General features: G+C 67.6%; 31 protein-coding genes. 17 read left to right on the forward strand and 14 right to left on the reverse strand.

Annotation, left to right across the window (positions count from 1 at the left end; genetic code table 11):
- Positions 1–5 precede the first annotated feature (5 nt).
- Positions 6–2,000, reverse strand: a complete 1,995-nt coding sequence (locus tag MTY59_RS25620) for an APC family permease (protein WP_221043635.1) — start codon at positions 1,998–2,000, stop codon at positions 6–8.
- Positions 2,001–2,127: 127 nt separating this feature from the next.
- Between MTY59_RS25620 and MTY59_RS25625 the strand changes: the two genes are divergently transcribed.
- Positions 2,128–2,793 (forward strand): potassium channel family protein, encoded by a 666-nt coding sequence (locus MTY59_RS25625; RefSeq protein WP_120312186.1) that lies wholly within the window; start codon positions 2,128–2,130, stop codon positions 2,791–2,793.
- A 28-nt stretch (positions 2,794–2,821) separates the two neighbouring features.
- Positions 2,822–3,499, forward strand: a complete 678-nt coding sequence (locus MTY59_RS25630; protein ID WP_221043636.1) for a potassium channel family protein — start codon at positions 2,822–2,824, stop codon at positions 3,497–3,499.
- Here the strand turns inward: MTY59_RS25630 and MTY59_RS25635 are convergent, their stop codons facing one another.
- Positions 3,500–4,156 carry a DUF3159 domain-containing protein gene (locus tag MTY59_RS25635; RefSeq protein ID WP_221046660.1) on the reverse strand — a complete coding sequence of 219 codons (657 nt, stop codon included), beginning with the start codon at positions 4,154–4,156 and terminating at the stop codon, positions 3,500–3,502.
- Positions 4,157–4,209: 53 nt separating this feature from the next.
- Positions 4,210–4,578, reverse strand: coding sequence for an OB-fold nucleic acid binding domain-containing protein (locus tag MTY59_RS25640; protein ID WP_221043637.1), 369 nt, complete (start codon positions 4,576–4,578; stop codon positions 4,210–4,212).
- Positions 4,579–4,716: 138 nt separating this feature from the next.
- Between MTY59_RS25640 and MTY59_RS25645 the strand changes: the two genes are divergently transcribed.
- Positions 4,717–5,415: an alpha/beta hydrolase gene (locus MTY59_RS25645; protein ID WP_221043638.1), complete on the forward strand. Its 699-nt coding sequence runs from the start codon at positions 4,717–4,719 to the stop codon at positions 5,413–5,415.
- A gap of 5 nt (positions 5,416–5,420) precedes the next feature.
- Here MTY59_RS25645 and MTY59_RS25650 read toward each other — a convergent pair whose 3' ends face one another.
- Positions 5,421–6,185, reverse strand: a complete 765-nt coding sequence (locus MTY59_RS25650) for a DUF3710 domain-containing protein (RefSeq protein ID WP_415822809.1) — start codon at positions 6,183–6,185, stop codon at positions 5,421–5,423.
- On the reverse strand, positions 6,185–6,649 hold the full coding sequence (dut, locus tag MTY59_RS25655; protein WP_221043640.1) for a dUTP diphosphatase: 465 nt from the start codon (positions 6,647–6,649) through the stop codon (positions 6,185–6,187). The genes MTY59_RS25650 and dut overlap by 1 nt, the downstream gene beginning before the upstream one ends.
- Positions 6,650–6,674: 25 nt before the next feature.
- Here dut and MTY59_RS25660 point away from each other — a divergent pair, with 25 nt between their 5' ends.
- A complete protein-coding gene (locus tag MTY59_RS25660) occupies positions 6,675–7,160 on the forward strand; it encodes a DUF3093 domain-containing protein (RefSeq protein ID WP_221043641.1) in 486 nt (161 codons plus the stop codon).
- 9 nt (positions 7,161–7,169) lie between these two features.
- Here the strand turns inward: MTY59_RS25660 and MTY59_RS25665 are convergent, their stop codons facing one another.
- Positions 7,170–7,472 (reverse strand): DUF4193 domain-containing protein, encoded by a 303-nt coding sequence (locus MTY59_RS25665; protein WP_036468275.1) that lies wholly within the window; start codon positions 7,470–7,472, stop codon positions 7,170–7,172.
- Positions 7,473–7,653: 181 nt separating this feature from the next.
- Between MTY59_RS25665 and cei the strand changes: the two genes are divergently transcribed.
- Complete coding sequence (cei, locus tag MTY59_RS25670; protein WP_221043642.1) at positions 7,654–8,304, forward strand: envelope integrity protein Cei; 651 nt, start codon at positions 7,654–7,656, stop codon at positions 8,302–8,304.
- A 9-nt stretch (positions 8,305–8,313) separates the two neighbouring features.
- On the opposite strand, the gene MTY59_RS25675 is transcribed toward cei, so the two are convergent.
- The gene (locus MTY59_RS25675) at positions 8,314–9,192 is read right to left on the reverse strand and encodes an inositol monophosphatase family protein (RefSeq protein ID WP_221043643.1); all 879 of its coding nucleotides are present in this window, start codon (positions 9,190–9,192) and stop codon (positions 8,314–8,316) included.
- 101 nt (positions 9,193–9,293) lie between these two features.
- Between MTY59_RS25675 and ppgK the strand changes: the two genes are divergently transcribed.
- The 3 genes from ppgK (at position 9,294) to MTY59_RS25690 (ending at position 12,278) form a co-directional block, all read left to right on the forward strand.
- Positions 9,294–10,103, forward strand: a complete 810-nt coding sequence (gene ppgK / locus MTY59_RS25680; protein ID WP_221043644.1) for a polyphosphate--glucose phosphotransferase — start codon at positions 9,294–9,296, stop codon at positions 10,101–10,103.
- 176 nt (positions 10,104–10,279) lie between these two features.
- Positions 10,280–11,821, forward strand: coding sequence for an RNA polymerase sigma factor (locus MTY59_RS25685; protein ID WP_221043645.1), 1,542 nt, complete (start codon positions 10,280–10,282; stop codon positions 11,819–11,821).
- Between the two features lie 34 nt (positions 11,822–11,855).
- Positions 11,856–12,278: a RidA family protein gene (locus MTY59_RS25690; RefSeq protein WP_221043646.1), complete on the forward strand. Its 423-nt coding sequence runs from the start codon at positions 11,856–11,858 to the stop codon at positions 12,276–12,278.
- On the opposite strand, the gene MTY59_RS25695 is transcribed toward MTY59_RS25690, so the two are convergent.
- A complete protein-coding gene (locus MTY59_RS25695; protein ID WP_221043647.1) occupies positions 12,218–12,589 on the reverse strand; it encodes a DUF952 domain-containing protein in 372 nt (123 codons plus the stop codon). The genes MTY59_RS25690 and MTY59_RS25695 overlap by 61 nt on opposite strands.
- 133 nt (positions 12,590–12,722) lie before the next feature.
- Here MTY59_RS25695 and MTY59_RS25700 point away from each other — a divergent pair, with 133 nt between their 5' ends.
- Together MTY59_RS25700 and MTY59_RS25705 are read left to right on the forward strand one after the other, a co-directional pair.
- The gene (locus tag MTY59_RS25700; RefSeq protein ID WP_007774888.1) at positions 12,723–12,908 is read left to right on the forward strand and encodes a DUF7455 domain-containing protein; all 186 of its coding nucleotides are present in this window, start codon (positions 12,723–12,725) and stop codon (positions 12,906–12,908) included.
- Positions 12,909–12,974: 66 nt separating this feature from the next.
- Complete coding sequence (locus MTY59_RS25705; protein WP_221043648.1) at positions 12,975–13,979, forward strand: YihY/virulence factor BrkB family protein; 1,005 nt, start codon at positions 12,975–12,977, stop codon at positions 13,977–13,979.
- On the opposite strand, the gene MTY59_RS25710 is transcribed toward MTY59_RS25705, so the two are convergent.
- A complete protein-coding gene (locus tag MTY59_RS25710) occupies positions 13,980–14,219 on the reverse strand; it encodes a DUF3039 domain-containing protein (RefSeq protein ID WP_064879665.1) in 240 nt (79 codons plus the stop codon).
- Positions 14,220–14,277: 58 nt separating this feature from the next.
- On the opposite strand from MTY59_RS25710, the gene MTY59_RS25715 reads away from it, so the two are divergent.
- The 3 genes from MTY59_RS25715 (at position 14,278) to MTY59_RS25725 (ending at position 16,658) form a co-directional block, all read left to right on the forward strand.
- A complete protein-coding gene (locus MTY59_RS25715; RefSeq protein WP_221043649.1) occupies positions 14,278–14,712 on the forward strand; it encodes a DUF3099 domain-containing protein in 435 nt (144 codons plus the stop codon).
- Between the two features lie 167 nt (positions 14,713–14,879).
- Positions 14,880–15,839, forward strand: coding sequence for a sigma-70 family RNA polymerase sigma factor SigB (gene sigB, locus MTY59_RS25720; RefSeq protein ID WP_007774892.1), 960 nt, complete (start codon positions 14,880–14,882; stop codon positions 15,837–15,839).
- Between the two features lie 129 nt (positions 15,840–15,968).
- Complete coding sequence (locus tag MTY59_RS25725; RefSeq protein ID WP_064879654.1) at positions 15,969–16,658, forward strand: iron-dependent transcriptional repressor DtxR; 690 nt, start codon at positions 15,969–15,971, stop codon at positions 16,656–16,658.
- Positions 16,659–16,733: 75 nt separating this feature from the next.
- On the opposite strand, the gene MTY59_RS25730 is transcribed toward MTY59_RS25725, so the two are convergent.
- Positions 16,734–17,792: a DUF4192 domain-containing protein gene (locus MTY59_RS25730; RefSeq protein WP_221043650.1), complete on the reverse strand. Its 1,059-nt coding sequence runs from the start codon at positions 17,790–17,792 to the stop codon at positions 16,734–16,736.
- Between the two features lie 113 nt (positions 17,793–17,905).
- On the opposite strand from MTY59_RS25730, the gene sthA reads away from it, so the two are divergent.
- Positions 17,906–19,321 (forward strand): Si-specific NAD(P)(+) transhydrogenase, encoded by a 1,416-nt coding sequence (gene sthA / locus MTY59_RS25735; protein ID WP_221043651.1) that lies wholly within the window; start codon positions 17,906–17,908, stop codon positions 19,319–19,321.
- A 36-nt stretch (positions 19,322–19,357) separates the two neighbouring features.
- Here the strand turns inward: sthA and MTY59_RS25740 are convergent, their stop codons facing one another.
- The gene (locus tag MTY59_RS25740; protein ID WP_221043652.1) at positions 19,358–20,194 is read right to left on the reverse strand and encodes a trypsin-like serine peptidase; all 837 of its coding nucleotides are present in this window, start codon (positions 20,192–20,194) and stop codon (positions 19,358–19,360) included.
- Positions 20,195–20,424: 230 nt separating this feature from the next.
- On the opposite strand from MTY59_RS25740, the gene MTY59_RS25745 reads away from it, so the two are divergent.
- The 3 genes from MTY59_RS25745 to MTY59_RS25755 all read left to right on the forward strand — a co-directional run bounded on the left by MTY59_RS25745 (position 20,425) and on the right by MTY59_RS25755 (position 23,223).
- Positions 20,425–21,396 (forward strand): proteasome assembly chaperone family protein, encoded by a 972-nt coding sequence (locus MTY59_RS25745; protein WP_064951798.1) that lies wholly within the window; start codon positions 20,425–20,427, stop codon positions 21,394–21,396.
- Between the two features lie 63 nt (positions 21,397–21,459).
- Positions 21,460–22,491 (forward strand): alpha/beta fold hydrolase, encoded by a 1,032-nt coding sequence (locus MTY59_RS25750; RefSeq protein WP_221043653.1) that lies wholly within the window; start codon positions 21,460–21,462, stop codon positions 22,489–22,491.
- A gap of 45 nt (positions 22,492–22,536) precedes the next feature.
- A complete protein-coding gene (locus MTY59_RS25755) occupies positions 22,537–23,223 on the forward strand; it encodes a PhzF family phenazine biosynthesis protein (RefSeq protein ID WP_221043654.1) in 687 nt (228 codons plus the stop codon).
- A 21-nt stretch (positions 23,224–23,244) separates the two neighbouring features.
- Here the strand turns inward: MTY59_RS25755 and MTY59_RS25760 are convergent, their stop codons facing one another.
- The 3 genes from MTY59_RS25760 to MTY59_RS25770 all read right to left on the reverse strand — a co-directional run bounded on the left by MTY59_RS25760 (position 23,245) and on the right by MTY59_RS25770 (position 24,877).
- On the reverse strand, positions 23,245–23,730 hold the full coding sequence (locus MTY59_RS25760) for a peroxynitrite isomerase (RefSeq protein WP_221043655.1): 486 nt from the start codon (positions 23,728–23,730) through the stop codon (positions 23,245–23,247).
- A 38-nt stretch (positions 23,731–23,768) separates the two neighbouring features.
- Positions 23,769–24,233, reverse strand: coding sequence for a transcriptional regulator NrdR (gene nrdR / locus MTY59_RS25765; protein ID WP_007774910.1), 465 nt, complete (start codon positions 24,231–24,233; stop codon positions 23,769–23,771).
- 149 nt (positions 24,234–24,382) lie between these two features.
- Positions 24,383–24,877: a LysM peptidoglycan-binding domain-containing protein gene (locus MTY59_RS25770; protein WP_221043656.1), complete on the reverse strand. Its 495-nt coding sequence runs from the start codon at positions 24,875–24,877 to the stop codon at positions 24,383–24,385.
- Positions 24,878–25,125: the final 248 nt, after the last annotated feature.

Here is a 25,125-nt window from a genome sequence, read left to right on the forward strand (position 1 = left end):
GCGGGTCAATCGAAGATTCCCCTACGAGCGTCACCCGGCGCCACATGCGGCTGCAGGGTTTTGCGCCGTTCCGACGAACTCAACTGCCACGGAACCGAAGTCACCATGACGCCCGGCATGAACAGCAGGCGGCCCTTGAGCCGAAGAGCGCTCTGGTTGTGCAGCACCTGCTCCCACCAATGGCCCACCACGTACTCCGGAATGAACACCGTCACCACCGTGCGCGGCGACTCCTCCCTGGCCCGTTTGACGTATTCCAAGACGGGACGGGTGACTTCACGATACGGCGAGGCGATGACCTTGAGCGGGACGCTGATATCGCTTTCCTCCCACTTGTGCACCAGCTCACGGGTTTCCGCGTCGTCGACGCTGACCGTCACCGCCTCGAGGACGTCGGGGCGGGTGGCCCTGGCGTAGGCCAGCGCACGCAGGGTCGGCAGGTGCAGCTTCGACACCAGCACCACGGCGTGATTGCGGCTGGGCAGCACCACGTCGTCCTGGGCGGCGGCCCGTTCCTCCAATTCGCGGTTCACGGTGTTGTAGTGCCGGTGAATCATTTTCATGATCCCGAACAGCAGGCTCATCGCGAACAGGGCGATCCACGCGCCGGCGGCGAACTTGGTCACCAGCACCACCAGCAACACCGTGCCGGTGGACAACAATCCGACCGTGTTTACCACCCGCGAGCGCATCATCTTGCGCCGCACCCGCGGATCGGTTTCGCTGCGCAGCAGCCGGGTCCAGTGCCGCACCATGCCGATCTGACTCAGCGTGAATGAAATGAACACGCCGACGATGTACAGCTGAATCAGGGCGGTGACCTCACCACGGAACGCGATGATCGCCAGCAGCGCCGCGCCCGACAGGAACAGGATCCCGTTGGAGAACGCCAATCGGTCTCCGCGGGTGTGCAATTGGCGCGGCAGGTAACTGTGCTGCGCCAGGATCGAACCGAGCACCGGGAACCCGTTGAAGGCGGTGTTGGCCGCCAGCACCAAGATGAGGGCGGTCACCGTGGCGATCAGCAGGAACCCGATGTGGAAGCTGCCGAACACCGTTTGCGCCAGCTGGGTGACCAAGGTCTTCTGGTAGTAGCCCTTCGGCGCGCCGCCCAGCTGCGTCGCGGGATCCTCCACGAGCTTAACGCCGATCTTCTCGGCCAGCACGATGATGCCCATCAGCAGGGTGACCGCGATACCGCCCAGCATCAGCAGAGTGGTCGCCGCGTTGCGCGACTTGGGTTTCTCAAAGGCCGGCACCCCGTTGCTGATCGCCTCGACACCCGTCAGCGCCGCACACCCCGAAGAAAACGACCGAGCCACCAAGAACGCCAAGGCGAAACCGACGACCTGGCCGTGCTCGGCGCGCATCTGGAAACCGGCCGACTCGGCCCGCAGCGGATTGCCCAACACGAAGATCCGGAACAGACCCCAGCCGATCATCACCAGCACGCCGATGATGAACGCATAGGTCGGGATGGCGAACGCCAGCCCGGACTCGCGCACCCCTCGCAGGTTCAGCGCCATCACCAGCAGGATGGACATCACGCAGAAGAACACCTTGTGCTGGGCCACGATCGGGACCGCCGAGCCGATGTTGGCCATCGCCGACGCCGTCGAGACCGCAACGGTCAGAACATAATCCACCATCAGCGCGCTGGCGACGACGAGCCCGGCGGTGCCACCGAGGTTGGTGGTGACCACCTCGTAGTCGCCGCCGCCGGACGGGTAGGCGTGAACGTTCTGCCGGTAGCTGGCGACCACCACCAGCATGACCGCGGCCACCGCGAGCCCGATCCACGGTGTCAGCGCATACGCCGTGACCCCGGCCACCGAGAGCATCAGGAACACTTCCTCTGGCGCGTACGCAACCGAGGACAGCGCGTCGGAGGCGAACACCGGCAAGGCGATCCGCTTGGGCAGCAGCGTGTGACTCAGCCGGTCGCTGCGAAACGGCCGACCGATAAGCAACCGACGGGTGGCGGTTGAAAGTTTGGACACGAGTGCCAAGAGTAAGCCCCGACGGGTTTGGCGGTAGCGTTCGTAGAAGAATGTTCGCCGACCGGAAACGGCTGGCCGACGTGGGCTGTCGGTGAAGGGCGCAGGACGTGGCCGAGAGGACCTCAAGTTGCGAGTAGTGGTGATGGGCTGCGGCCGGGTCGGTTCTTCGGTCGCCGACGGGCTCTCCCGCATCGGTCACGACGTCGCGGTCATCGACCGTGACAGCACCGCGTTCAACCGGCTCAGCCCCGAATACGCCGGCGAACGGGTGCTGGGGCAGGGATTCGACCGAGACGTGCTGCTGAGGGCCCGTATCGAGGAGGCGGACGCGTTCGCCGCGGTGTCCTCCGGCGACAACTCCAACATCATCTCGGCGCGACTGGCCCGGGAGACGTTCGGCGTCAAGCGGGTGGTGGCCCGCATCTACGACGCCAAGCGCGCCGAGGTCTACGAGCGGCTGGGCATTCCCACCATCGCGACCGTGCCCTGGACCACCGATCGCCTGCTGAACGCGCTGCTGCGCGAGACCGAGACGGCCAAGTGGCGCGATCCGACCGGCACCGTCGCCGTGTCCGAGGTCGTCCTGCACGAGGACTGGATCGGGCATCGGGTCACCGATCTCGAGCAGGCGACCGGCGCCCGGGTGGCCTTCCTCATCCGTTTCGGGGCCGGCGTGTTGCCGGAACCTAAATCGGTTATCCAGGCCGGCGACCAGGTGTACGTCGCCGCGATCTCCGGGCGCGCCGCCGAGGCGGTGGCGATCGCCGCCCTACCACCCAGCGAAGACCTGTGATGAATTCGAGCGTTGAGGAGCGGCGCAGATGAAAGTAGCTGTAGCCGGCGCCGGCGCGGTCGGCCGCTCGGTCACCCGCGAACTCATCGGCAACGGCCACGACGTGACGCTGATCGAACGCAATCCCGATCACGTCGACGTCGACGCCATCCCGGCCGCGCACTGGCGGCTGGGCGACGCCTGCGAACTGAGTCTGCTGGAGTCGGTACACCTGCACGAGTTCGACGTGGTGGTGGCCGCGACCGGCGACGACAAGGCCAACGTCGTGCTAAGCCTTTTGGCCAAAACCGAATTCGCGGTGCCGCGGGTAGTGGCGCGGGTCAACGATCCCCGCAACGAATGGCTGTTCACCGACGCCTGGGGGGTCGACGTGGCGGTGTCGACGCCGCGCATGCTGGCGTCGCTCATCGAAGAGGCCGTCGCCGTGGGCGATCTGGTGCGGCTGATGGAATTCCGCAAGGGGCAGGCCAACCTGGTCGAGATCACGCTGCCCGACGACACGCCGTGGGGCGGCAAGCCGGTGCGCAAACTGCAACTGCCGCGGAACACCTCGCTGGTGACGATCCTGCGCGGCCCGCGGGTGATCGTGCCCGAGGAGGACGAGCCGCTGGAGGGCGGAGACGAGCTGCTGTTCGTCGCCGTTGCCGAGGCGGAAGAGGACCTGCAGAAGCTGCTCCTGGGCAGCCACGATCCGGCCGGCGGCTGATCAGTCGGTGACGGCGCCGGGTTCCGCGTCGACCGCGGGGGCACCGACGGCGGCGATGGCCCGCTGCGCCGACTTGATCGCCGCGTAGGTGGCCAACGCGGCCAGCACGGTCAGCGGCCAGCCCATCGCGATCCGCGCCACCGCCAGCCACCCGGTCCGGTCGGCGTCATAGAGCAGCCCCTGAACCACGAACCGGGCGGCGAACACCAGCACCCAGCCGACCGAGGCGATGTCGAACGCGTAGACGGCCCGGGGCACGTCGCGCCAGCCGTCGCCACGCCCGGTCGCCCAGCTCCACCCGTAGCCGACCAGGGGACGGCGGATCAGCACCGACGCCGCGACCACGACGGCCCACACCAGCGACATCCAGATGCCCAACAGGAAGTAGCCCTTGGACTCCCCCAGCACGTAGGCGATCAGCGCGCACAGCGCGACGCCGAAGAAACCCGAGAACGCCGGCTGCGGGGAGTCGCGGCGAATCAGCCGCCAGACCAGGATCAGCGCGGCCACCGCCATTGCGGCCACGATCGCGGGAACCAGTCCCGACACGCTCGAGGCGACGACGAAGACCACCACCGGCAGCGACGAATAGATGACACCACTGACCCCGCCTGCCTGTGCCAGCAGACGTTCCGGGTTGATGCGGTTAGAGGTCATTTGTTCCGATGCGCCCGACTCGCGCAGGTGTGCCCCCGGATCTTCGGGGTCGGTCACCGCTGAATTTCGTAGTGCGGGTTGTACATCGCCTTGGTTCCGTTCTCCAGCTTGCCGAGGCGACCACGCACTCGTAGGGTGCGGCCCGAGTCGATGCCCGGGATGCGGCGCTGGCCCAGCCACACGAGCGTGACGGTGTCGCTGCCGTCGAAAAATTCGGCGCGTACTCCGCCGGCGCAGGCCCTGCCGTTGCACTCGACGCTACGGAGCGTGCCCACCATCGTGACCTCTTGGCCACGCTGGCAGTCGATCGCCCGTTGCGCACCGGTGCTTGCGACCTCGTCGGACAGTTCCTCCGAGTCGAGCTGTTCCGGATCCTCCGTCAACCGACGGGTGAGCCGGCGCAGATACCCTTGGGCCCCCATGGCCACTCCTGACAATGCTGATAAGCCTCGACGCTTCCATTTATGCCAACGGACACCGTAGACCTCTTGGTTCCCCAAGCGCCAACCGACTCAAACGTCGTGTTGGAGGGCAGCTGAACGGCGGGGCACTATCAAGAGGTGGTGGTCGATCTGCGCGGTGTCACGACGGTGTTGTTGCCCGGAACCGGCTCCGACGACGACTACGTTCACCGGGCATTTTCGGGTCCGTTGTCCGAACTCGGCGCGGTGCTGGTTACCCCGCCGCCGCGGCCCGATCGGTTGATCGAGAGCTACCTGGCGGCACTGGATGACGCGGGCTACCGAGGGCCGATCGCTGTGGGCGGGGTCTCGATCGGCGCCGCCGTGGCGGCCGCCTGGGCGCTGGCCCACCCCGATCGGACGATCGCGGTGCTGGCCGCGCTGCCGGCCTGGGCGGGCGCGCCCGGGGCCGCCCCTGCGGCACTCGCGGCACGGTATTCGGCGTCACAGTTGCGCGCCGACGGGCTGGCGGCGACAACGACCCAGATGCGGGCGTCCAGCCCGACCTGGCTGGCCGACGAGCTGACCCGGTCGTGGGGCGCCCAGTGGCCCCATCTGCCCGACGCCATGGAAGAGGCGGCCGCCTACGTCGCACCGAGCTGCGATGAGCTGGCCGGGCTGGCCGCGCCGCTGGGCGTGGCGTCCGCGGTCGACGATCCGATCCATCCGTTGCAGGCCGGGCTCGACTGGGTCGCCGCCGCGCCGCGCGCGGCGCTGCGGACGGTGACGCTGGATCAGATCGGCGCGGACCCGGCCGCCCTGGGGGCGGCGTGCCTGGGCGCGCTGGCCGACCTGTAGCCGGCTCAGCCGCCGGTGGTGGTGCGCAGCTGCTGCATCGCCGACCCGTCGACGCTGCGGCGCGCGGCCGGTTCGTTGGGCGATGCCTGCTGCCCCTCGGCCTGTTGGGCGTCGTCCTGCTGCGCGGCCTGTTGCGCGGCGGCGGCCTCGCGCAGCTGCTGTGCCATTGGCTCGGGGAGCTGCACGGTCAGCGGTGTGCGCACCGGAAGCGGCGTGTCGCCACGCCGAACCACGGTGTCCGCCAAGGCCGCTCGCGCTTCCTGCTCCAGGGCTTCCATCGTCTCGTGCGGGCCGTTGATGACGCAGCGGATCATCCAGCGGTAGCCGTCGACGCCGATGAAGCGCACCACGCCGGTCGCGGTGCCCACCACCTCGCGACCCCACGGCCCGTCCTTGATGCTGACCTGGGCCGCGTCGTTGCGCAGCGATTCGGCGAGCTCGCCGGCCACTTCGCGCCACAGGCCGCCGGTCTTGGGCGCGGCATAGGCGGCGATGGTGAAGCGCCCGTTGGGCGTGACGACCCAGACCGCGCTCGGCACACCGGTTTCGGTCAGCTCGACCTGCAGCTGGCCGGCCTCCGGCATGGGAATCAGCACCGAGCCCAGGTCGAGCCGCGCCAGTTCCGCGACCGCGGGGTCGTCGAAGTCCTCGATGTCGAACGGGCCCTCGAACTCTTCGGGGGACGGCTCGTCGGCGCCGGCGGCCGCGACCTCGTCGGCCGCCGAGGTGTCGGCGTCGTCGTCTTTGGGTGTGCGTTTACCGAATGCCATCACAAACTCGCATGTCCGCCGGAGGAACCGTGACCACCATCGCCACGGGATGTTTCGGCCAGCCCGGCCTCGTCGAACGACGACACCTCGACCAACTCCACTAATTCGACTCGCTGCACCAACAACTGGGCGATCCGATCGCCGCGGTGCACCACGATCGGCTCGGTCGGGTCCAGATTGATCAGCGCAACCTTGATCTCGCCGCGATAGCCCGCGTCGATGGTACCCGGACTGTTGACGATCGAAAGTCCAACTCGCGCAGCCAGTCCCGACCGTGGATGCACCAAGCCGACCATTCCGAACGGGATGGCGACCGCGACCCCGGTGCGCACCAGGGCGCGCCGCCCGGGTTCCAGTTGGACGTCTTCGGCGCTGAACAGATCGATCCCGGCGTCGCCCTCGTGGGCGCGGCTGGGCAGCGGAAGCTCGGGGTCAAGACGGACGATGGCCAGACTGGTCGACACGGGGCCACAGACTACCCTTGACTGCGTGTCAGATACGCGCGTCGCGCCGCACAACGTGCGGTATCGCGAACGATTGTGGGTTCCGTGGTGGTGGTGGCCACCGGCCTTCGCGCTGGCCGGCATCATCGCCTTCGAATTCAACATGGGCGTCACCCGCCAGTCGTCCTGGTGGCCGTACGCGGCGCTGTTCGCGGTGGCGGCCGCGGCGCTGCTGTGGCTGGGCCGCATCGAGATCCGGGTCACCGCCGACCCGGCGGCGCCGGGCGAGGTGCAGCTGTGGGCCGGCCAGGCGCATCTGCCGGTCACCGTGATCTCCCGGTCCGCGGAGATAGCGCCCTCGGCCAAGTCCGCCGCCCTGGGCCGCCAACTCGACCCGGCGGCGTACGTGCTGCACAGGGCATGGGTAGGGCCGATGATCCTGGCGGTACTCGACGATCCGGACGACCCGACGCCGTACTGGCTGGTGAGCTGCCGTCACCCCGAGCGGGTGCTGTCGGCACTGACACGGTGAGTGCAGCTATCAGGCCGCGCAGTCGGTACAGATCATCACGCCGTTCTTCTCGCTGGCCAGCCGACTGCGGTGTTGCACCAAAAAGCAGCTCGAGCAGGTGAACTCGTCGGCCTGCTTCGGAATAACGCGCACCGACAGTTCTTCACCAGACAGGTCGGCACCAGGCAGTTCAAAGTTCTCAGCGGATTCAGATTCGTCGACATCGACGACGGCTGAAGCCGCCTCGTTCCGTCGCGCTTTGAGCTCCTCCAGCGAGTCCTCCGAAACGTCGTCGGTCTCGGTACGCCGTGGAGCGTCGTAGTCGGTAGGCATCGCCCTATCCCCTCACATGCCCTCGTTATCCAAGCATCGCTTTGTACCAGCGTCGAACGCATCCACCAAACGATTCGTGCCCGTATCGCGGCCCGTTAACGTGTGATTTACGTCACACCCCTATTTTTACCCTTGCGCTCGTGTCTGAACAGTGGGTTTAGCGTGCGGCTAGAGTGCAGCTGTGGTCACGCAAATCACCGAGGGTACAGCCTTTGACAAGCACGGCCGCCCTTTTCGGCGGCGCAACCCCCGGCCGGCCATTGTCGTGGTGGTGCTTCTGGCGGTGGCCACCGGCGTGATCTGGACGATTGCGCTGACGCGGCCCGCCAAGGTGCACGAAGCCGTGGTGTGCAATCCCCCGCCCCAGGCGGCCGGTTCGGCGCCGGCCCAGCTCGGTGAGCAGGTGTCGCGCAGCGCCATGATGGACGTCACACCCGCCAAACTCGCCGACACCAAGGTTCGTGTCCTCAACGCCAGCGGCCGGGGCGGGCAGGCCGGCGATGTCGCCGGGGCGATGAAAGACCTCGGCTTCGCGCAACCGACCGCCGCCAACGATCCCCTCTATGCGGGCACCAGACTCACCTGCCAGGGCCAGATCCGGTTCGGCACCGCCGGACAGGCCACCGCGGCGGCCGTGTGGCTGGTGGCCCCGTGCACCGAGCTGTTCAACGACAACCGCGCCGACGATTCCGTCGACCTGTCCCTGGGCACCGACTTCAGCGCGTTGGCCCACGACGATGACATCGACGCGGTGCTCGCCACCCTGCGTCCCGGCGCCACCGAGCCCTCAGATCCCACGCTGCTGGCCAAGATTCACGCCAGCAGCTGCTGACGCCGGCGGTCAATCCAGAATCGGATCCAGGCCGTTGAAACGCTCCAGGACGGCCAGCAGCTCGTCGGCGATGCCGGGCGCGGCGGCCAGCGCCAGACCGGCCCCGTTCACGCCGGGCGCGGGCAGCACCACCCGGGCCCCCGCCTCCGCAGCGATCAGCGCACCGGCGGCGCGATCCCACACCTGCAGGCCGTGCTCGTAGTAAGCGTCGAGCCGACCCGAGGCGACCATGCACAGATCAAGTGCGGCCGAACCGATGCGACGGACGTCGCGGACCACCGGAAGCATCCGGGCCAACAGCGCCGCCTGCGCCGCGCGGCGCTGCCGCGAATAGCCGAAACCGGTGCCCAGCAACGCCATCGACAAATCGTCGACCGCGGAGCTCTGCAACAACTGCGTCCCCTCGTCGTCGGTGACATGCGCACCCAGGCCCAGCGCCGCCGAATACACCCGGTTTCCGATCACGTCGGCGACCGCCCCGGCCACCGACTCGCCGTTGACCTGTGCGCCGACCGACACCGCGTAGGCGGGAATGCCGTAGACGAAATTCACCGTGCCGTCGATGGGATCGAGCACCCAGGTGACCGATCCGGCCGGGGTGCCCGCCGGATCGGCGGGCCCGCCGCCTTCCTCGCCGAGAACCGGGTCCCCGGGCCGTAATTCGGCCAACCGGTCGCGCAACAGCCGTTCCGTTTCGGTGTCGACCACGGTCACCGGGTCCGTCGGGGTGCTCTTCGAGCGCACCGCGCCACCGTCTGGGACTTTCGAGCCGCCCGCGTCGGCGCCGAAAACCTCTGCCCGCCGACGCCTCACGAATGCGGCGGCCTGAGCGGCCAGGGATTCGGCGACCGAGCGCAGCCGTACGAGCTCGTCATCGGAAGGGGTCACCGGCCTATCGCATCACAGTCGCCACGGCCGCGCAGACGCCACGGGCGACACGGACGCGGCGCTAAGGTGGGCGCACAGCCCAGTCACGCCGAGGAGATTCGATGACCAGCACCGACTCGACCACGGACACGCCCGGCACCGCCATCACCGACGGCAGGCCGCAGCGTCGCGGATTCGGCATCGATGTCGGCGGCAGTGGCATCAAGGGCGGCATCGTCGACATGGACACCGGGCAGCTGATCGGTGAGCGGGTCAAGCTACTGACCCCGCAGCCCGCGACGCCCTCGGCGGTGGCCAAGACCATCGCCCAGGTGGTCAGCGCCTTCGACTGGACCGGCCCGCTCGGAGTCACCTACCCCGGCGTCGTCACCCACGGCGTGGTGCAGACCGCGGCCAACGTCGACAAGGCCTGGATCGGCACCAACGCGCGCGACGTCATCAGCGCCGAGCTGGACGGTCGGGAAGTCGTCGTCCTCAACGACGCCGACGCGGCCGGGCTGGCCGAGGAACATTACGGCGCGGGCAAGGGCCAGTCGGGCCTGGTGGTGTTGCTGACCTTCGGCACCGGGATCGGCTCCGCGGTGATTCACAACGGGACGCTGATACCCAACACCGAGTTCGGCCATCTCGAGGTCGGCGGCAAGGAGGCCGAGCAGCGGGCGGCGTCCTCGGTGAAGGAGAAGAACGACTGGTCCTACGAGAAGTGGGCCAAGCAGGTGACCAAAGTGCTGGTGAGCATCGAGAACGCGGTGTGGCCGGATCTGTTCATCGCGGGCGGCGGAATCAGCCGCAAGGCCGAAAAATGGGTGCCGCTGCTGACCAACCGCACCCCGGTGGTGGCCGCGGCCCTGCTCAACACCGCCGGGATCGTCGGCGCGGCCATGGCCGCCACCTCGGACGTGACTCACTGATTTCGCCCGGCAGAGCCGGAGTAGCGCGCACTGTCGTTACAATGGTCCTCGGCGAACGCCCAACCGATAGCGTGCACCTACCACGCTGATACCAACGCCGACATCGGACATAGCAGACACTTTCGGTTAACCATGCCCAATACCCACCGAAGGTGAGCCCAAACGAAGGGGTGTAAGTGGCAGCGACGAAAGCAAGCCCGGCGACGGATGGGCCGGTGAAACGCACCGCCACGAAGTCTCCGTCGTCCCCCGCCAAGCGACCGGCGGCCAAGGCCGCCAATGGATCGGCACCCGCGAAGCGGGCCGCCAAGGCAACGCCGTCCACCAAGTCCGAGGCCGACGCAACCGACCCCAAGAAGGCCGGCGCCGCAGCCAAGGGCGCCAAGGCCCCGTCGGCGCGCGGAACCAAAGCGGCCAAGGGTGGGCCGGCGGATCCGGACGCCCTCGATTCCGACGGTGCCGTCGAGGATCTCGACAACGAACCCGACCTCGAGGGTGAGCCCGGCGAAGACCTCGAGATCGACGCCGACCTCAGCCTCGACGACCTCGAGGTCGATGTAGCGGCCGACGGCGAAGACGCCGACGAGTCCGACTCCGACGAGGCCGAGGCCGAGGCCGAGGCCGAGGGTGACGAAGTAGTCGCCGTGAAGCCCGCCGCCAAGGCCGCCGATGCCGCCGCGGAGGACGACGAGGAAATCGCCGAGCCCAGCGAAAAGGACAAGGCCTCCGGCGATTTCGTGTGGGACGAGGACGAATCCGAGGCGTTGCGGCAGGCCCGCAAGGACGCCGAGCTGACGGCCTCCGCCGACTCGGTTCGCGCCTACCTCAAGCAGATCGGTAAGGTCGCGCTGCTCAACGCCGAGGAAGAGGTCGAGCTGGCCAAGCGGATCGAGGCCGGGCTGTATGCCACGCAGCTGATGACCGAGCTGACCGAGCGCGGCGACAAACTGCCGGCCGCCCAGCGCCGCGACATGGTGTGGATCTGCCGCGACGGCGACCGCGCGAAGAACCACCTGCTCGAAGCCAACCTGCGACTGGTGGTGTCGCTGGCCAAGCGCTACACCGGCCGCGGCATGGCGTTCCTGGACCTCATCCAGGAGGGCAACCTGGGCCTGATCCGCGCGGTCGAGAAGTTCGACTACACCAAGGGTTACAAGTTCTCCACGTACGCGACGTGGTGGATCCGTCAGGCCATCACCCGCGCCATGGCCGACCAGGCCCGCACCATCCGCATCCCGGTGCACATGGTCGAGGTCATCAACAAGCTGGGCCGTATCCAGCGCGAGCTGCTGCAGGACCTGGGCCGCGAGCCCACGCCCGAAGAGCTGGCCAAGGAAATGGACATCACGCCCGAAAAGGTGCTGGAGATCCAGCAATACGCCCGCGAGCCGATTTCGCTGGACCAGACCATCGGCGACGAGGGCGACAGCCAGTTGGGCGACTTCATCGAGGACAGCGAGGCCGTGGTGGCCGTGGACGCGGTGTCGTTCACGCTGCTGCAGGACCAGCTCCAGTCGGTGCTCGAGACGCTGTCAGAGCGCGAGGCGGGCGTAGTACGACTGCGTTTCGGTCTCACCGACGGCCAGCCGCGCACCCTGGACGAGATCGGCCAGGTTTACGGCGTGACCCGTGAGCGTATCCGCCAGATCGAGTCCAAGACGATGTCGAAGCTGCGCCACCCCAGCCGCTCGCAGGTGCTGCGCGACTACCTCGACTGAGATCCGGCGCGCCGCAACACCATTCAGTGCCATCATGTCAGGCGACCGTCGGCTGGTGACGTCCGACTCCGAATTCGAGTCGGTGGTTGGATATTCGCGCGCGGTGCGGGTCGGGCCGCTGGTGTCGGTGGCCGGGACAACCGGCGCGGGACCCGCGGGCGACATCGCTGCGCAGGCACGAGATGCTTTGCGCCGCATCGAGATTGCGTTGCAGCAAGCGGGCGCAGCGCTCACCGACGTGGTGCGCACCCGCATCTACGTCACCGACATCTCGCGCTGGCGCGAGGTGGGCGCCGTGCACGAGCAGGTCTTCGGCGCGATCCGCCCGGCGGCCACCATGATCGAGGTCTCGGCGCTGATCGCTCCCGAGCTGCTGGTGGAGATCGAGGCCGACGCCTACGTCGACTCCCCTTCCCCGGAGATCGGCGCGAAGGAGCCGTCGCCGGCCGGTGGGTAGGCAGTGACCCGGACCACAGCGGCCACCGGCAGGGGGCCGTACAGATGCGGGAACAACATCGACTCCGGATCGGTTGCCACCCCCGGCTCCCACCGCAGCGGCGCGGCAAGCCGGGCCGGGTCGATGTGCAGCAGGACAAGGTCGCTACGACCGCGGTAGAGCCGATTGGCCGGCAGGTGCACCTGCTCCGGCGTCGACAGATGGATGAACTCGCCACCGGCGGTGTCCGGCTGGATGGCGCCCAGCCGGCGGGCCCGCGCCCACTGCTCGGTTCCGCACAGGTGCACCAGGGCATCAGGAACGAAGGTCACAACTTCGACACCCTAGAGATCGCCCAAACCAAAACTCGACCAGCCCGTGAGAAACGACACACCGATAACGATCGGGGAACAAGGCGAAAACGCCATACGTCTGAGAAAGTGAATGCACGAGAACGGAGAAGCCATGAATGCAACTCTGACGAGTCCAGAACTGACCCGCGCCGACCGCTGCGACCGCTGCGGTGCTGCGGCTCGGGTACGCGCCAAGCTGCCTTCCGGACTGGAGCTTCTCTTCTGCCAGCATCACGCCAACGAGCACGAGGCGAAGCTGACCGAGCTGGACGCCGTGCTGGAGTTCAGCGAAAGCTAACCCGCAGCGAACTCGCCCATCGCCAATGTGAGCGGCGCGAGCGATCTTCGGTAATGCTGGACGGGTATGAGCGAGCAGGTCGCGAAACCGTCGCGCCACCACATTTGGCGAATCACCCTGAGGACTCTCTCCAAGAGTTGGGACGACTCGATTTTCTCGGAGTCGGCTCAGGCTGGTTTTTGGTCGGCGCTGTCACTCCCGCCGTTGCTGCTCGGGCTGTTGGGCACCCTGGCCTATGTGGCTCCGCTGTTCGGGCCCGACATGCTGCCCAGCATCCTGCGCCAGCTGATCTCGACGGCGCACAGCGTGTTCTCCCGCAGCGTGGTCAACGAGATCATCGAGCCGACCGTGCGCGATATCGCCAACCACGCCCGCGGCGAAGTGGTGTCGCTGGGTTTCATCATCTCGCTGTGGGCGGGTTCGTCGGCGATCTCGTCGTTCGTCGACTCGGTGGTCGAGGCGCACGACCAGACGCCGTTGCGCCACCCGGTGCGGCAGCGCCTGTTCGCGCTGTTCCTGTACGTGGTTGGGCTGGTGTTCGTGGTGGCGACGGCGCCGCTGGTGGTCTTGGGCCCGCGCAAGGTGGGTGAGCACATTCCGGTCAGCCTGGCCAACGTGCTGCGCTACGGCTACTACCCGGCCTTGATCCTCGTCTTGATGGTCGGGGTCGTGATCTTGTACCGCGTGTCGTTGCCGGAGCCGCTGCCCACGCATCGGCTGATCTTCGGCGCGGCCCTGGCCACCGCGGTGTTTGTGATCGCCACCCTGGGCCTGCGGATCTACCTGCAGTGGATCACCAGTACGGGCTACACCTACGGCGCGCTGTCCACGCCGATCGCATTTCTGCTGTTCTCGTTCTTCGGGGGCTTCGCGATCATGATCGGCGCCGAGCTCAATGCCGCCATCCAGGAGGAATTCCCCGCGCCCAGGACGCACGCACACCGGCTGCGCAGATGGCTGCTGTCGCGCTCGCCCGCGCTGGCGAAGGCGGCGGACACGCTGTCGAATCCCGTGACCAAGAATCCGATCACCGCGCAGCGCGACGCCGCGCCGGCGGAGCCACGCGGCTGATCAGCCCTTCTTCATCCGGTCGTAGATCTGCTTGCAGTCCGGGCAGACCGGTGAGCCCGGCTTGGCCGCCTTGGTGACGGGAAAAACCTCGCCGCACAACGCCACGACGTGGTTACCCATCACCGCGCTCTCGGCGATCTTGTCCTTCTTGACGTAGTGGAAGTACTTCGGGGTGTCGCTGCCGGTCCCGTCGTCGACGCGTTCGTCGGTCTCGGTGCGTTCGATCGTTTGGGTCTGCATACCTGACATTGTGCACTGCCCAGCAGGCCGGGAAACCGGCCGAGCCGGAATCGGCCAGTTGTGGGACAGTGGAGAAATGAAGCACGGCTCCGACCCGGGGTTCGATGACTTTGACGGCAACAAAGGCCGCCCAGTGCTCATCACCGCCGCAGCGACCTCGTATGAGGAGCAGCACCGTGCGCGAGTCCGTAAATACCTGACCTTGATGGCTTTCCGGATCCCGGCGCTGATCCTGGCCGCGCTCGCCTACGGCGCGTGGCACAACGGGCTGATCTCCCTGGGGATCGTGGCGCTGTCAATCCCGTTGCCGTGGATGGCCGTTTTGATCGCCAACGACCGGCCCCCGCGCAGTGCCGACGAGCCGCGCCGGTTCGACAACGCCCGCCAGCGCACCCCCCTTTTCCCCCGGGCCGAACATCGCGCGCTCGAGGCCCCGCAGCACCCGCAGCCGGAGTGGCCGCCGGACGCGCCGGGCGGAATCGATCACGGCTAGCCGTCGTTTCTGTTGAAGGTGCCGCCCCGGCGGGGTTCTCAGGACATTCTCAGGTCTTCGGCACATTTCTGCACGTCAAGACGTGTGAGATGGCGAATCGCTGGGAACTCTCAGAGCTGATCTGTCGTTGAACTCCATGACAGAACAAAGCCGAACGGGAGGTCGCTATGGCGAACGCCAGCACGAGCAGATTTGACGGCGATCTGGATGCTCAAAGCCCCGCAGCGGATCTAGTGCGCGTATATCTCAACGGTATCGGTAAGACGGCACTCCTCAACGCGGCAGGCGAGGTCGAACTCGCCAAGCGCATCGAAGCCGGGCTTTACGCCGAACACCTGCTTGCAACGCGTAAGCGCCTCGGGGAGAACCGCAAACGCGATCTGGAGGCCGTGGTTCGCGACGGGCAGGCGGCGCGCCGTCACCTGTTGGAAGCGAACCTTCGTCTGGTGGTGTCGCTGGCCAAGCGGTACACGGGTCGCGGCATGCCGCTGCTGGACCTGATCCAGGAGGGCAACCTCGGGCTGATCCGCGCGATGGAAAAGTTCGACTACACAAAGGGTTTCAAGTTCTCGACCTACGCGACGTGGTGGATCCGTCAGGCCATCACCCGCGGCATGGCCGACCAGAGCCGCACCATCCGGCTGCCGGTTCATCTGGTGGAGCAGGTCAACAAGCTGGCGCGGATCAAGCGCGAGATGCATCAGAACCTGGGCCGCGAGGCGACCGACGAGGAACTGGCCGCCGAGTCCGGCATCCCGGTCGAGAAGATCAACGACCTGCTCGAGCACAGTCGCGACCCGGTGAGCCTGGACATGCCCGTCGGCTCGGAGGAGGAAGCCCCGTTGGGCGACTTCATCGAGGACGCCGAGGCGATGTCCGCCGAGAACGCGGTGATCGCCGAGTTGCTGCACACCGACATCCGCAGCGTGCTGGCCACCCTGGACGAGCGTGAGCACCAGGTGATCCGGTTGCGTTTCGGCCTGGACGACGGCCAGCCGCGCACCCTGGACCAGATCGGCAAGCTGTTCGGTCTGTCTCGCGAGCGGGTCCGCCAGATCGAGCGGGACGTAATGTCCAAACTCCGCAACGGGGAGCGCGCCGACAGGCTACGGTCGTACGCGAGCTAACACCTCACTCAAGCTAGGTAGCAGACGGTATGCCCGCCGCGTCAGCGGCGGGCATACTGCTTGCCTGGGAGGCGTTACAACCATTCACGCAGCTGGCCAAGTAGACTCAGCGTCGACGGAGGGTGCTGAATGAACGACCTGGTTGACACCACCGAGATGTATTTGCGGACCATCTACGACCTCGAAGAAGAGGGCGTGACGCCGCTACGTGCCCGCATCGCCGAACGCCTCGATCAGAGCGGGCCGACTGTCAGCCAAACCGTGTCGCGCATGGAGCGGGACGGTTTACTTCACGTGGCCGGTGACCGCCACCTCGAGCTCACCGATAAGGGCCGCGCGCTGGCAATTTCCGTGATGCGCAAGCACCGCCTCGCCGAACGCCTGCTGGTCGACGTCATCGGCCTGCCCTGGGAAGAGGTCCACGCCGAGGCGTGCCGCTGGGAGCACGTGATGAGCGAGGACGTCGAACGGCGCCTGGTGAAGGTGCTCAACCACCCCACAACCTCGCCGTTCGGCAACCCGATCCCCGGACTCCTCGACCTGGGCGTGGGCCCCGAGTCCTGGTCCGAGGACGGTCCCCTGGTCCGGCTGACCGAGTTACCGGCCGGCGCGCCGGTGGCCGTGGTGGTACGCCAACTGACCGAGCACGTCCAGGGCGACATCGACCTGATCTCACGCCTGAAAGACGCCGGCGTCGTCCCGAACGCACGCGTCACCGTCGAGAACGGCTCCGCCGGGGTGACCATCGTCATTCCGGGCCACGAGAACGTCACCCTGCCGCACGAGATGGCGCACGCGGTCAAGGTCGAGAAGGTCTGACCCGGGCCGTTCGTGCCCGCCTAGCCCGATTGTGGCGACCCGCTTCTCCCGGCTGCGCCGCGCTTGCGATCGCCACTATCCCGCCCTGCGGCCGAACGGCCGTCGCGGCGGTAGCTGCACGCCGAACCGCTTGGCCAGCCGGTAGCCCGTCAGCGCCAGGTCCCGGATGTCCTCGGGCCGCAGCCCCGACTGCAATGCGGTGTCCAGCATGCCCGCCATGCGATGGTCGGGCGCACAGCGCAGCGCCTCCTGCAGCGACACCCCGGCGAGCGGGCCGTCGCCGCGGGCGTACGCACTGAACGCGATCAGCACCAGCGCCTCGACCCGCCACGGCGGCGGCAGCGTGCGCGCCAGCAGCGCCCACAGCGACTCGACCTCGCCGGCGCTCACCCCGACCGCGAGCGCATACAAGATGTCGCGCACCTGCGCGTCGGTCAGCGCACAGCCCAGCGTCGCCATCTCGGTGTCGGACAGCGGCTCCCCGGCCGCGACCCGGGCGGCGGCGGCCATCGCCGTCTCCACGTCGCCGCGGGTGCAGCGGACCGGATGCGCACGATGTGCCGCCCGGCGCCGGGCGGCCTGCTGCCGGACCGCGTCGGCCAGCGTGGCGGTGCGCGCCGGGTCGTCGGGCGCGATGACCGCCTGCAGGTCGGCACGCCGCGGATAGAGCCGCCTGCCCTCCAACACCGCCGCGGCGGCCAGCGGGGAGGCCGCGGGATCGTCGACCAGGCCGCTCGACCCGCAGCCCTCGGCGCAGTGCCAGCGGCCGCCGAGGGCCACCTGGTCGACGACGTGCGTGGCCCACAGCTCAATGTGGTGCTGCGACAAGGCTTCTGCCAGCGCCGCCGCCAGCTGCCGGTATTCCTCGTTGCAGCTGGGACAGTAGGCCCCGTCCGCGTCGACGATCACCGCGATGACAGCCTCGGGGGCCGCCGCGGCGGCGACCTCCGCCAAATGCTCAACCCGATCGGCAAGCTCCTCGGAGAGGTCGACGCGCATCACCGAACCGAGTTCCCCGTCGCCCAAAGACACTAATACCAATGAATTTTCGGGAACGAAGCCGAGAACGGCCGGCAGCGCGGCGATGAGTGCACCGGGGCGGGAAAGTTCGAAGTCTTCTCGAGGCGTCGTCATGAGGACCAACGCTGACGGCCGCCACCGTCAACCGGTGCGCGCGTGCGCGGGTGCGGCAGCGGACCTGTGGATGAACCCAGCACTGTGCGTTGTGCTGCCTTACTGTTTAAGCCATGAGTTCGGCGCAAGAGTACGACATGGTGGTCATCGGGTCCGGCCCCGGCGGACAGAAGGCCGCCATCGCCTCGGCCAAGCTCGGTAAGTCGGTCGCCGTCGTCGAGCGCGGCCAGATGCTCGGCGGTGTGTGCGTCCAGACCGGCACCATTCCGTCAAAGACATTGCGCGAGGCGGTCCTCTATCTCACCGGGATGAGCCAGCGCGAGCTCTACGGTGCGAGCTACCGCGTGAAGGAGAAGATCACCCCGGCCGACCTGCTGGCCCGAACCCAGCACGTGATCGGCAAGGAAGTCGACGTGGTCCGCAACCAGCTGATGCGCAACCGCATCGACCTGCTGATTGGCCACGGGCGTTTCGTCGACGCACACACCATCGAGGTCGAGGATCCGTCGCGGCGCGAAAAGATAACCATCACAGGCAAATACGTCGTCATCGCCACCGGCACCCGGCCGGCCCGGCCCTCCGGCGTCGAGTTCGACGAGCACCGCGTGCTCGACTCCGACGGGATCCTCGATCTCAAGTCGCTGCCCACCTCGATGGTGGTGGTCGGCGCGGGCGTCATCGGCATCGAGTACGCCTCGATGTTCGCCGCGCTGGGCACCAAGGTCACCGTCGTAGAGAAGCGCGACGACATGCTCGACTTCTGTGACCCCGAAGTCGTCGAGGCGCTGAAGTTCCACCTGCGCGACCTGGCGGTGACGTTCCGGTTCGGTGAGGAGGTGACCGCGGTCGACGTCGGCTCGGCGGGCACCGTCACCACCCTGGCCAGTGGCAAGCAGATCCCCGCCGAGACGGTGATGTACTCGGCCGGGCGGCAGGGCCAGACCGACCACCTCGACCTGCACAACGCGGAACTCGAGGCCGACAACCGCGGCCGGATCTTCGTCGACGACTTCTTCCGGACCAAGGTGCCGCACATCTACGCCGTCGGTGACGTCATCGGCTTCCCGGCGCTGGCCGCGACGTCGATGGAGCAGGGCCGGGTGGCCGCCTACCACGCGTTCGGGGAGCCGACCGACGGCATCACCGAACTGCAGCCGATCGGCATCTACTCCATCCCCGAGGTCTCCTACGTCGGCGCCACCGAGGTGGAGCTGACGAAGAACTCAGTGCCCTACGAGGTCGGCGTGGCCAGGTACCGCGAGCTTGCCCGCGGCCAGATCGCCGGCGACTCCTACGGGATGCTCAAACTGTTGGTGTCCACCGAGGACCTCAAGCTGCTGGGCGTGCACATCTTCGGCACCAGCGCCACCGAGATGGTGCACATCGGCCAGGCCGTGATGGGCTGCGGGGGCACGGTTGAGTACCTGGTGGACGCGGTGTTCAACTACCCCACGTTCTCCGAGGCCTACAAGGTCGCGGCGCTCGACGTGATGAACAAAGTCCGGGCGCTCAACCAGTTCCGCCACTAACCCGGTGGTGGCGACCCGCCGCGCTGACGATCACAACTAGCAGGCGTCGGAGAGGTCGTTCGGGACCGGATCGCCGGGCCCACCGACCTCTGCCCGATGCAGCAGCTCCGCGGTCTGCGCGTCGAACGGCGCCGAATACGACATGCTCGCGGCGCAGCCGCCCCGCTCGAGACCACCGATCAGCCCGATCAGCGTCGTGCCGCTGACCCAGGGCGCGCCGCTGGTGCCGTCCACCAGGCCCTCGCAGGCCAGCGCGGGGAACCCGGTGTCGGTGACGGACGTGCTGGCCTGACACCCGATGGGCGAGCCACCCACGCCCGCCGGATAGCCGAGCACCGTGACGCGGCTGCCCGGCGGGGGCGTCACGCCCAGCGTCAGCGCCAGGCCGACCCGCGACTCGACGGGAACGCCGGCCTCGTTGCTGACTCGCGCGATCGCGTAGTCGGCGTGCGGGTCCTTGCTGGCCATCCAGCGTGGATCGAGGTAGACCGCGTCGGCCTTCCACACATCGGCGGGACCGGGTGCGGCGTCCCCGGCGAAACCGGGGACGAAGGTGATCAGGGAGGCGCCGGCCAGGCAGTGTGCGGCGGTCATCATCAGGTTGCCGCCCGCGGAATGCACCACCGAGCCCGTGCAGACGTGCAGCGGGCCGCCGTCGATGAAAATCGCCCCGATACGCCGATCCGGCTCGACCGGGCCCGCGACGGCCTTCTGCTCGGGCTGGCTGAGCCGTTGCACCGGGCCGCCGACGCGCGGGGCGGAAACAGGAGCGCCCGACGCATGCTGGACGGGAGGACGACAGGCCGCCAGCGACGTTGCCACCCCCACCGCCAAGCAGAGCATCAGGATCCGAATGCGCATCGCCTTCATCATGCCTGACCGGTGGTCGACAAGCCGACTTCCGCACATCGCGGTGCGCCACAGGGTTTGCCGGCGAGCGCGCCACCGGCGCCCGGGTGCCGTTCGCGGATTACGCCTGAGGACTATCGCGTTTCAGCTCACAGCGTGACTACGAAGTTCGCTGATAGATGTCGGGTGCCGCCTGATTCGGGGGACACTTGGTAGGGCACCCTGAAGAGACCCCCGAGAGGAGGCGATCGCAGATGTCTCACCACCGAGACCCAGGTGATCAGTACCAGCCAGGGCAGGCTGGGATGTACGAGCTCGAGCTGCCGGCACCGCAATTGTCGACGTCCGACGGCCGCGGTCCGGTATTGGTGCACGCCTTGGAGGGCTTTTCCGACGCCGGTCATGCCATCAAACTGGCAGCCGCGCACCTGAAGGCGGTGCTGGACACCGAGCTGGTCGCGTCCTTCGCGATCGACGAATTACTGGACTACCGCTCACGGCGTCCGCTGATGACGTTCAAGACCGATCACTTCACCCACTACGAGGATCCCGAGCTGAGCCTGTACGCGATGCGCGACACGATCGGCACGCCGTTCCTGTTGCTGGCCGGCATGGAACCGGACCTCAAGTGGGAGCGCTTCATCACCGCCGTCCGGCTGCTGGCCGAGCGCCTCAACGTGCGCCAGACCATCGGCCTCGGCACGGTCCCGATGGCGGTCCCCCACACTCGGCCGACCACCATGACCGCACACTCCAACAACCCGGAGCTGATCGCCAACTTCCAGCCGTGGATCTCGGAGATCCAGGTTCCCGGCAGCGCGTCCAATTTGCTGGAGTACCGGATGGGCCAGCACGGTCACGAGGTCGTCGGCTACACCGTGCACGTCCCGCACTACCTCACCCAGACCGATTACCCGGCCGCCGCGCAGGCGTTGCTCGAGCAGGTCGCCAAGACCGCGTCGCTGGAGCTGCCGCTGACGGCGTTGACCGAAGCGGCCGAGGTGATCCGGGCCAAGATCGACGAACAGGTCGAAGCGAGCGCGGAGGTCGCTCAAGTGGTGGCCGCTCTGGAGCGCCAGTACGATGCCTTCATCGACGCTCAGGAGAACAGATCGTTACTGGCTCGCGACGAGGATCTGCCTAGCGGCGACGAGCTGGGCGCAGAGTTCGAGCGATTTCTGGCCCAGCAGGCGGAGAAGAAGTTCGACGACGACGACAAGGCCTGACCCACTCAGCACCACGCCCCGGCCAGGCCGCCCTTAGCCCGGCCCGACACCTAGGTTGGCGATATGACCGAGCGGAAGCGCAAGAGCACGCTCCGCCCGGTGCGTGAAGTGACCGCACCCAAACTCGAGTTCCGCACCATTCACGGTTACAAGCGGGCCTACCGCATTGCCGGCTCCGGGCCGGCGATTCTGCTGATCCACGGCATCGGCGACAACTCCACCACGTGGAATGCCGTGCAGGCCAAGCTCGCCCAGCGTTTCACGGTGATCGCTCCGGATCTGCTGGGCCACGGACGATCCGACAAGCCGCGCGCCGACTACTCGATCGCGGCGTACGCAAACGGGATGCGTGACCTGCTCAGCGTGCTCGACATCGAGCGGGTAACCATCATCGGCCACTCGCTCGGTGGCGGCGTGGCCATGCAATTCGCCTACCAATTCCCGCATTTGGTGGAACGGCTCATCCTGGTCGGCGCCGGCGGCGTCACCAAGGACGTCAACTTCGTGCTGCGCTGGGCTTCACTGCCGATGGGCAGCGAGGCGATCGCGCTGCTGCGGTTGCCGCTGGTGCTGCCCGCGGTTCAGGCCATGGGCCGCGTCCTGGGCCTGGCGTTGGGCAGCACCGGGCTGGGCCGCGACCTGCCCAACGTGTTGCGAATCCTCGACGACCTGCCCGAACCGACGGCCTCCGCGGCGTTCAGCAGGACGCTGCGGGCGGTGGTGGATTGGCGTGGGCAGATCGTCACCATGCTCGACCGATGTTATTTGACCGAAGCCATTCCGGTGCAGATCATCTGGGGCACAAAGGATGTGGTGGTTCCCGTCCGGCATGCGTGGATGGCGCATGCGGCGATGCCGGGCTCGCGGCTGGAAATCTTCGAAGGTTCCGGCCACTTCCCCTTCCACGACGACCCGGCGCGGTTCATCGACGTCGTCGAGCGCTTCATCGACTCCACCGAACCCGCCGAATACGACCAGGCCCGCCTTCGCGGCCTGCTCCGCACCGGCGGCGGCGAGCAGGCCGTCTCGGGCTCCGCGCCCACTCGCGTCGCGGTGCTGAACGCCATGGGGTCCGACGAGCGCAGCGCCACCTGATCACCTTGATCGATGCGGCCGGGTGCCGCGTCGTACAGTCGGGCCATGGGGATCGACGTGACGGTGCTGCGGGTGTTCACCGATTCGGACGGCAATTTCGGTAACCCGCTGGGTGTGGTGGACGCCGGCCAGGTCGAGGTCGCGGCCCGACAGCGGCTGGCAACCCAATTGGGCTACAGCGAAACCGTTTTCGTCGTTCCTCCGGCCCCCGGCTCCGCCACCGCGCACGCCACCATCTACACGCCGCGAACCGAACTGCCGTTCGCCGGGCACCCGACCGTCGGCGCGACCTGGTGGCTGCGCGAGAACGGTTCGCCGATCAACACGCTGCAGGTGCCGGCCGGGCTCGTGCAGGTGGGTCACGACGAACACCGCGCCAGCATCAACGCCCGCTCGGACTGGGCACCCGAATTCGCCCTGCACGAATTCGCTTCGGCCGACGAGGTTCTCGCCGCCGACCCGTCGGACTATCCCGACGACACCGCGCACTACCTGTGGGCCTGGACCGATCGGGCGGCCGGGTCGTTGCGGTCGCGCACGTTCGCCGCCAGCCTCGGTGTGGTCGAGGACGAGGCGACCGGTTCGGCGGCGATGCGGATCACCGATTACCTGAGCCAGAGCCTGCGGATCACCCAGGGCAAGGGCTCCGTCATCGACACGACGTGGAGCGCCGAAGGCTGGGTCGGCGTGGCCGGGCGAGTCGTCAATGACGGTGTGAGACACCTGAACTGAGGACGGCCGAGGCCCCCGCGTTCAGCGCTGCCGGTGCAGCACCGCGGCGAGGTGGTCCTGCAGCGGTTGCCCGACCGCACCCATCTGCACCGTGTAGGCGAGCTCGTCCCCGTCGATGCGGAAGGAACGCCCAAGCTCCGTCACCTGTTTCGCGCTGGGAGTCAGCCCGACCGTCGTCGTCGACATCCGCATGTCGATGAGGTCGCCGGTGATCGAATAGGTGCCGACCTCGATCTCGGTGATGCCGCTGGGATGCGCCAGCACCAGTTCGACGTGACCCGGTTGAGGCACCCGAAGATAGCCGGTTTCGGCGTGCAAGGGCTTGCCGTCGGCTACGGCCTTGGTCTTCTGCCCGTAGGACAGAAACGGCTTACCGACGTGGGCGAACACCACTTCTTCGAGATAGTCGAAGGGCGGGATCGTCGGATACTTACCCGAGCCGCGCCCGGCCCAGGTCCCGAGGAGCGGGGCCAGCGCCGCAAGGTCGGGATGCAAGTCAGGGGGCATGAAACCGAGCCTAGGCCGGGACGGCTCGTCGGGTTCCGTCAGCCCGGGGTTGCTACTCCGCGGTGATCGCGCAGCGCCTGGATCTCGCGCTCGAAATCGTCCGCGGACTCAAACGACCGATACACGGAGGCAAACCGCAAGTAGGCCACCTCGTCGAGGTCGCGCAGCGGCCCCAGGATGGCAAGGCCCACCTCGTGGCTGGGGATTTCGGGCGAGCCCGCGGCGCGCACGGTGTCTTCGACCTGCTGGGCCAGCAGGTTCAGCGCATCGTCGTCGACCTGACGACCCTGGCAGGCCCGGCGGACGCCACTGATGACCTTCTCCCTGCTGAACGGTTCGGTGACGCCACTGCGCTTGACCACCGCCAGGACCGCGGTCTCCACGGTGGTGAAACGCCGTCCGCACTCGGGACAGGATCGGCGGCGCCGGATGGCCTGCCCTTCATCGGTTTCGCGCGAGTCGATCACCCGGGAGTCGGGATGGCGGCAGAACGGACAGTGCATGACCGCTCCTTCATCGCGCCGACAAGGTACCGCTGGACTTTGAGCGTACCCGCGCGCTGACCTGCACGGCTAATGGAGCCGCCGGGCGTACGGACACACCACTGGCGGCCGGGGTCCGTCGGTCCAGAGTCGTGCTCGCACAACGGTTGTCAGCCGACCGGCGCGATCAGGGTCTGGCCCGCCATCAGGTTGGGCGAGTGCAGATCGTTGAGTTCGCGGATCCGGTCGGCGACCTGGGTGCTCGGCGCGTCGGGCGCCACCCGGTGGGCAAAGTCCTGAAGCGACTCCCCCGCATCCACGCGGACGACGGCGAGCCGGTCCGGAACGTGGGCCGCGGAGCTGGTGGAGTCGCCGTTGAGTGCCTGACCGACGTTCGCGACGAGACCCAGCCACAGCGTGATCGCCCCGGCGGCCAGCGCCAACCCGATGGTGGACGCCCAGGTGGTGGCGCGCCTGCGGTGCGGGGCGACCGACATTGCCACCCCGGTGCCGTAATAGCGCGTCGGCGCACCCGCCGGCCGTGCCGGCGCGGGCCTGCGGGACCTGGCCAGGCCGTCGCGCCCGTAGCGAACGCCCTGGACGGGTCCGTTGATCGGGCGCCGAAGACTGCTGGTACGCGGCGCAGGCGTGTGGATGACTGTCATCTTCGTTCCTCCGGTCAACTAACTCTCGCTCGTGTGTTCGACTCTAATCGCTTGTATGTTCGAAAACCGAACATTTGAGCGAAGCGTGTCGCACGAGCAAACGCTAGATCACACCACCGACAAGTTCGTCGGCCCCTACCACTGTCATGAGGCACAAATACCCGGTATCCCGAAGAGTTACACATTTGTGATTCACCCGACTTTGGGCCTATCCCGGGGGCGATCGGGCGGCGCGACACGCTACTCGA

The sequence above is a fragment of the Mycobacterium senriense genome, assembly GCF_019668465.1.
Lineage (GTDB): Bacteria > Actinomycetota > Actinomycetes > Mycobacteriales > Mycobacteriaceae > Mycobacterium > Mycobacterium senriense.

Bases quoted from the DNA above. Each gene is read 5' to 3' on its own strand.
- MTY59_RS25665 (WP_036468275.1), bottom strand. From the start codon at position 7,472: ATGCCTACCGACTACGACGCTCCACGGCGTACCGAGACCGACGACGTT.
- MTY59_RS25700 (WP_007774888.1), top strand. From the start codon at position 12,723: ATGAATGCAACTCTGACGAGTCCAGAACTGACCCGCGCCGACCGCTGC.
- MTY59_RS25770 (WP_221043656.1), bottom strand. From the start codon at position 24,877: ATGACAGTCATCCACACGCCTGCGCCGCGTACCAGCAGTCTTCGGCGC.
- MTY59_RS25730 (WP_221043650.1), bottom strand. From the start codon at position 17,792: ATGACGACGCCTCGAGAAGACTTCGAACTTTCCCGCCCCGGTGCACTC.
- ppgK (WP_221043644.1), top strand. From the start codon at position 9,294: ATGACCAGCACCGACTCGACCACGGACACGCCCGGCACCGCCATCACC.
- sigB (WP_007774892.1), top strand. From the start codon at position 14,880: ATGGCGAACGCCAGCACGAGCAGATTTGACGGCGATCTGGATGCTCAA.
- MTY59_RS25750 (WP_221043653.1), top strand. From the start codon at position 21,460: ATGACCGAGCGGAAGCGCAAGAGCACGCTCCGCCCGGTGCGTGAAGTG.
- MTY59_RS25760 (WP_221043655.1), bottom strand. From the start codon at position 23,730: ATGCCCCCTGACTTGCATCCCGACCTTGCGGCGCTGGCCCCGCTCCTC.
- MTY59_RS25650 (WP_415822809.1), bottom strand. From the start codon at position 6,185: ATGGCATTCGGTAAACGCACACCCAAAGACGACGACGCCGACACCTCG.
- MTY59_RS25740 (WP_221043652.1), bottom strand. From the start codon at position 20,194: ATGATGAAGGCGATGCGCATTCGGATCCTGATGCTCTGCTTGGCGGTG.
- MTY59_RS25630 (WP_221043636.1), top strand. From the start codon at position 2,822: ATGAAAGTAGCTGTAGCCGGCGCCGGCGCGGTCGGCCGCTCGGTCACC.
- MTY59_RS25725 (WP_064879654.1), top strand. From the start codon at position 15,969: ATGAACGACCTGGTTGACACCACCGAGATGTATTTGCGGACCATCTAC.
- sthA (WP_221043651.1), top strand. From the start codon at position 17,906: ATGAGTTCGGCGCAAGAGTACGACATGGTGGTCATCGGGTCCGGCCCC.
- MTY59_RS25745 (WP_064951798.1), top strand. From the start codon at position 20,425: ATGTCTCACCACCGAGACCCAGGTGATCAGTACCAGCCAGGGCAGGCT.
- MTY59_RS25710 (WP_064879665.1), bottom strand. From the start codon at position 14,219: ATGCAGACCCAAACGATCGAACGCACCGAGACCGACGAACGCGTCGAC.
- MTY59_RS25755 (WP_221043654.1), top strand. From the start codon at position 22,537: ATGGGGATCGACGTGACGGTGCTGCGGGTGTTCACCGATTCGGACGGC.
- MTY59_RS25690 (WP_221043646.1), top strand. From the start codon at position 11,856: ATGTCAGGCGACCGTCGGCTGGTGACGTCCGACTCCGAATTCGAGTCG.
- nrdR (WP_007774910.1), bottom strand. From the start codon at position 24,233: ATGCACTGTCCGTTCTGCCGCCATCCCGACTCCCGGGTGATCGACTCG.
- MTY59_RS25640 (WP_221043637.1), bottom strand. From the start codon at position 4,578: ATGGGGGCCCAAGGGTATCTGCGCCGGCTCACCCGTCGGTTGACGGAG.
- MTY59_RS25705 (WP_221043648.1), top strand. From the start codon at position 12,975: ATGAGCGAGCAGGTCGCGAAACCGTCGCGCCACCACATTTGGCGAATC.
- MTY59_RS25635 (WP_221046660.1), bottom strand. From the start codon at position 4,156: ATGACCTCTAACCGCATCAACCCGGAACGTCTGCTGGCACAGGCAGGC.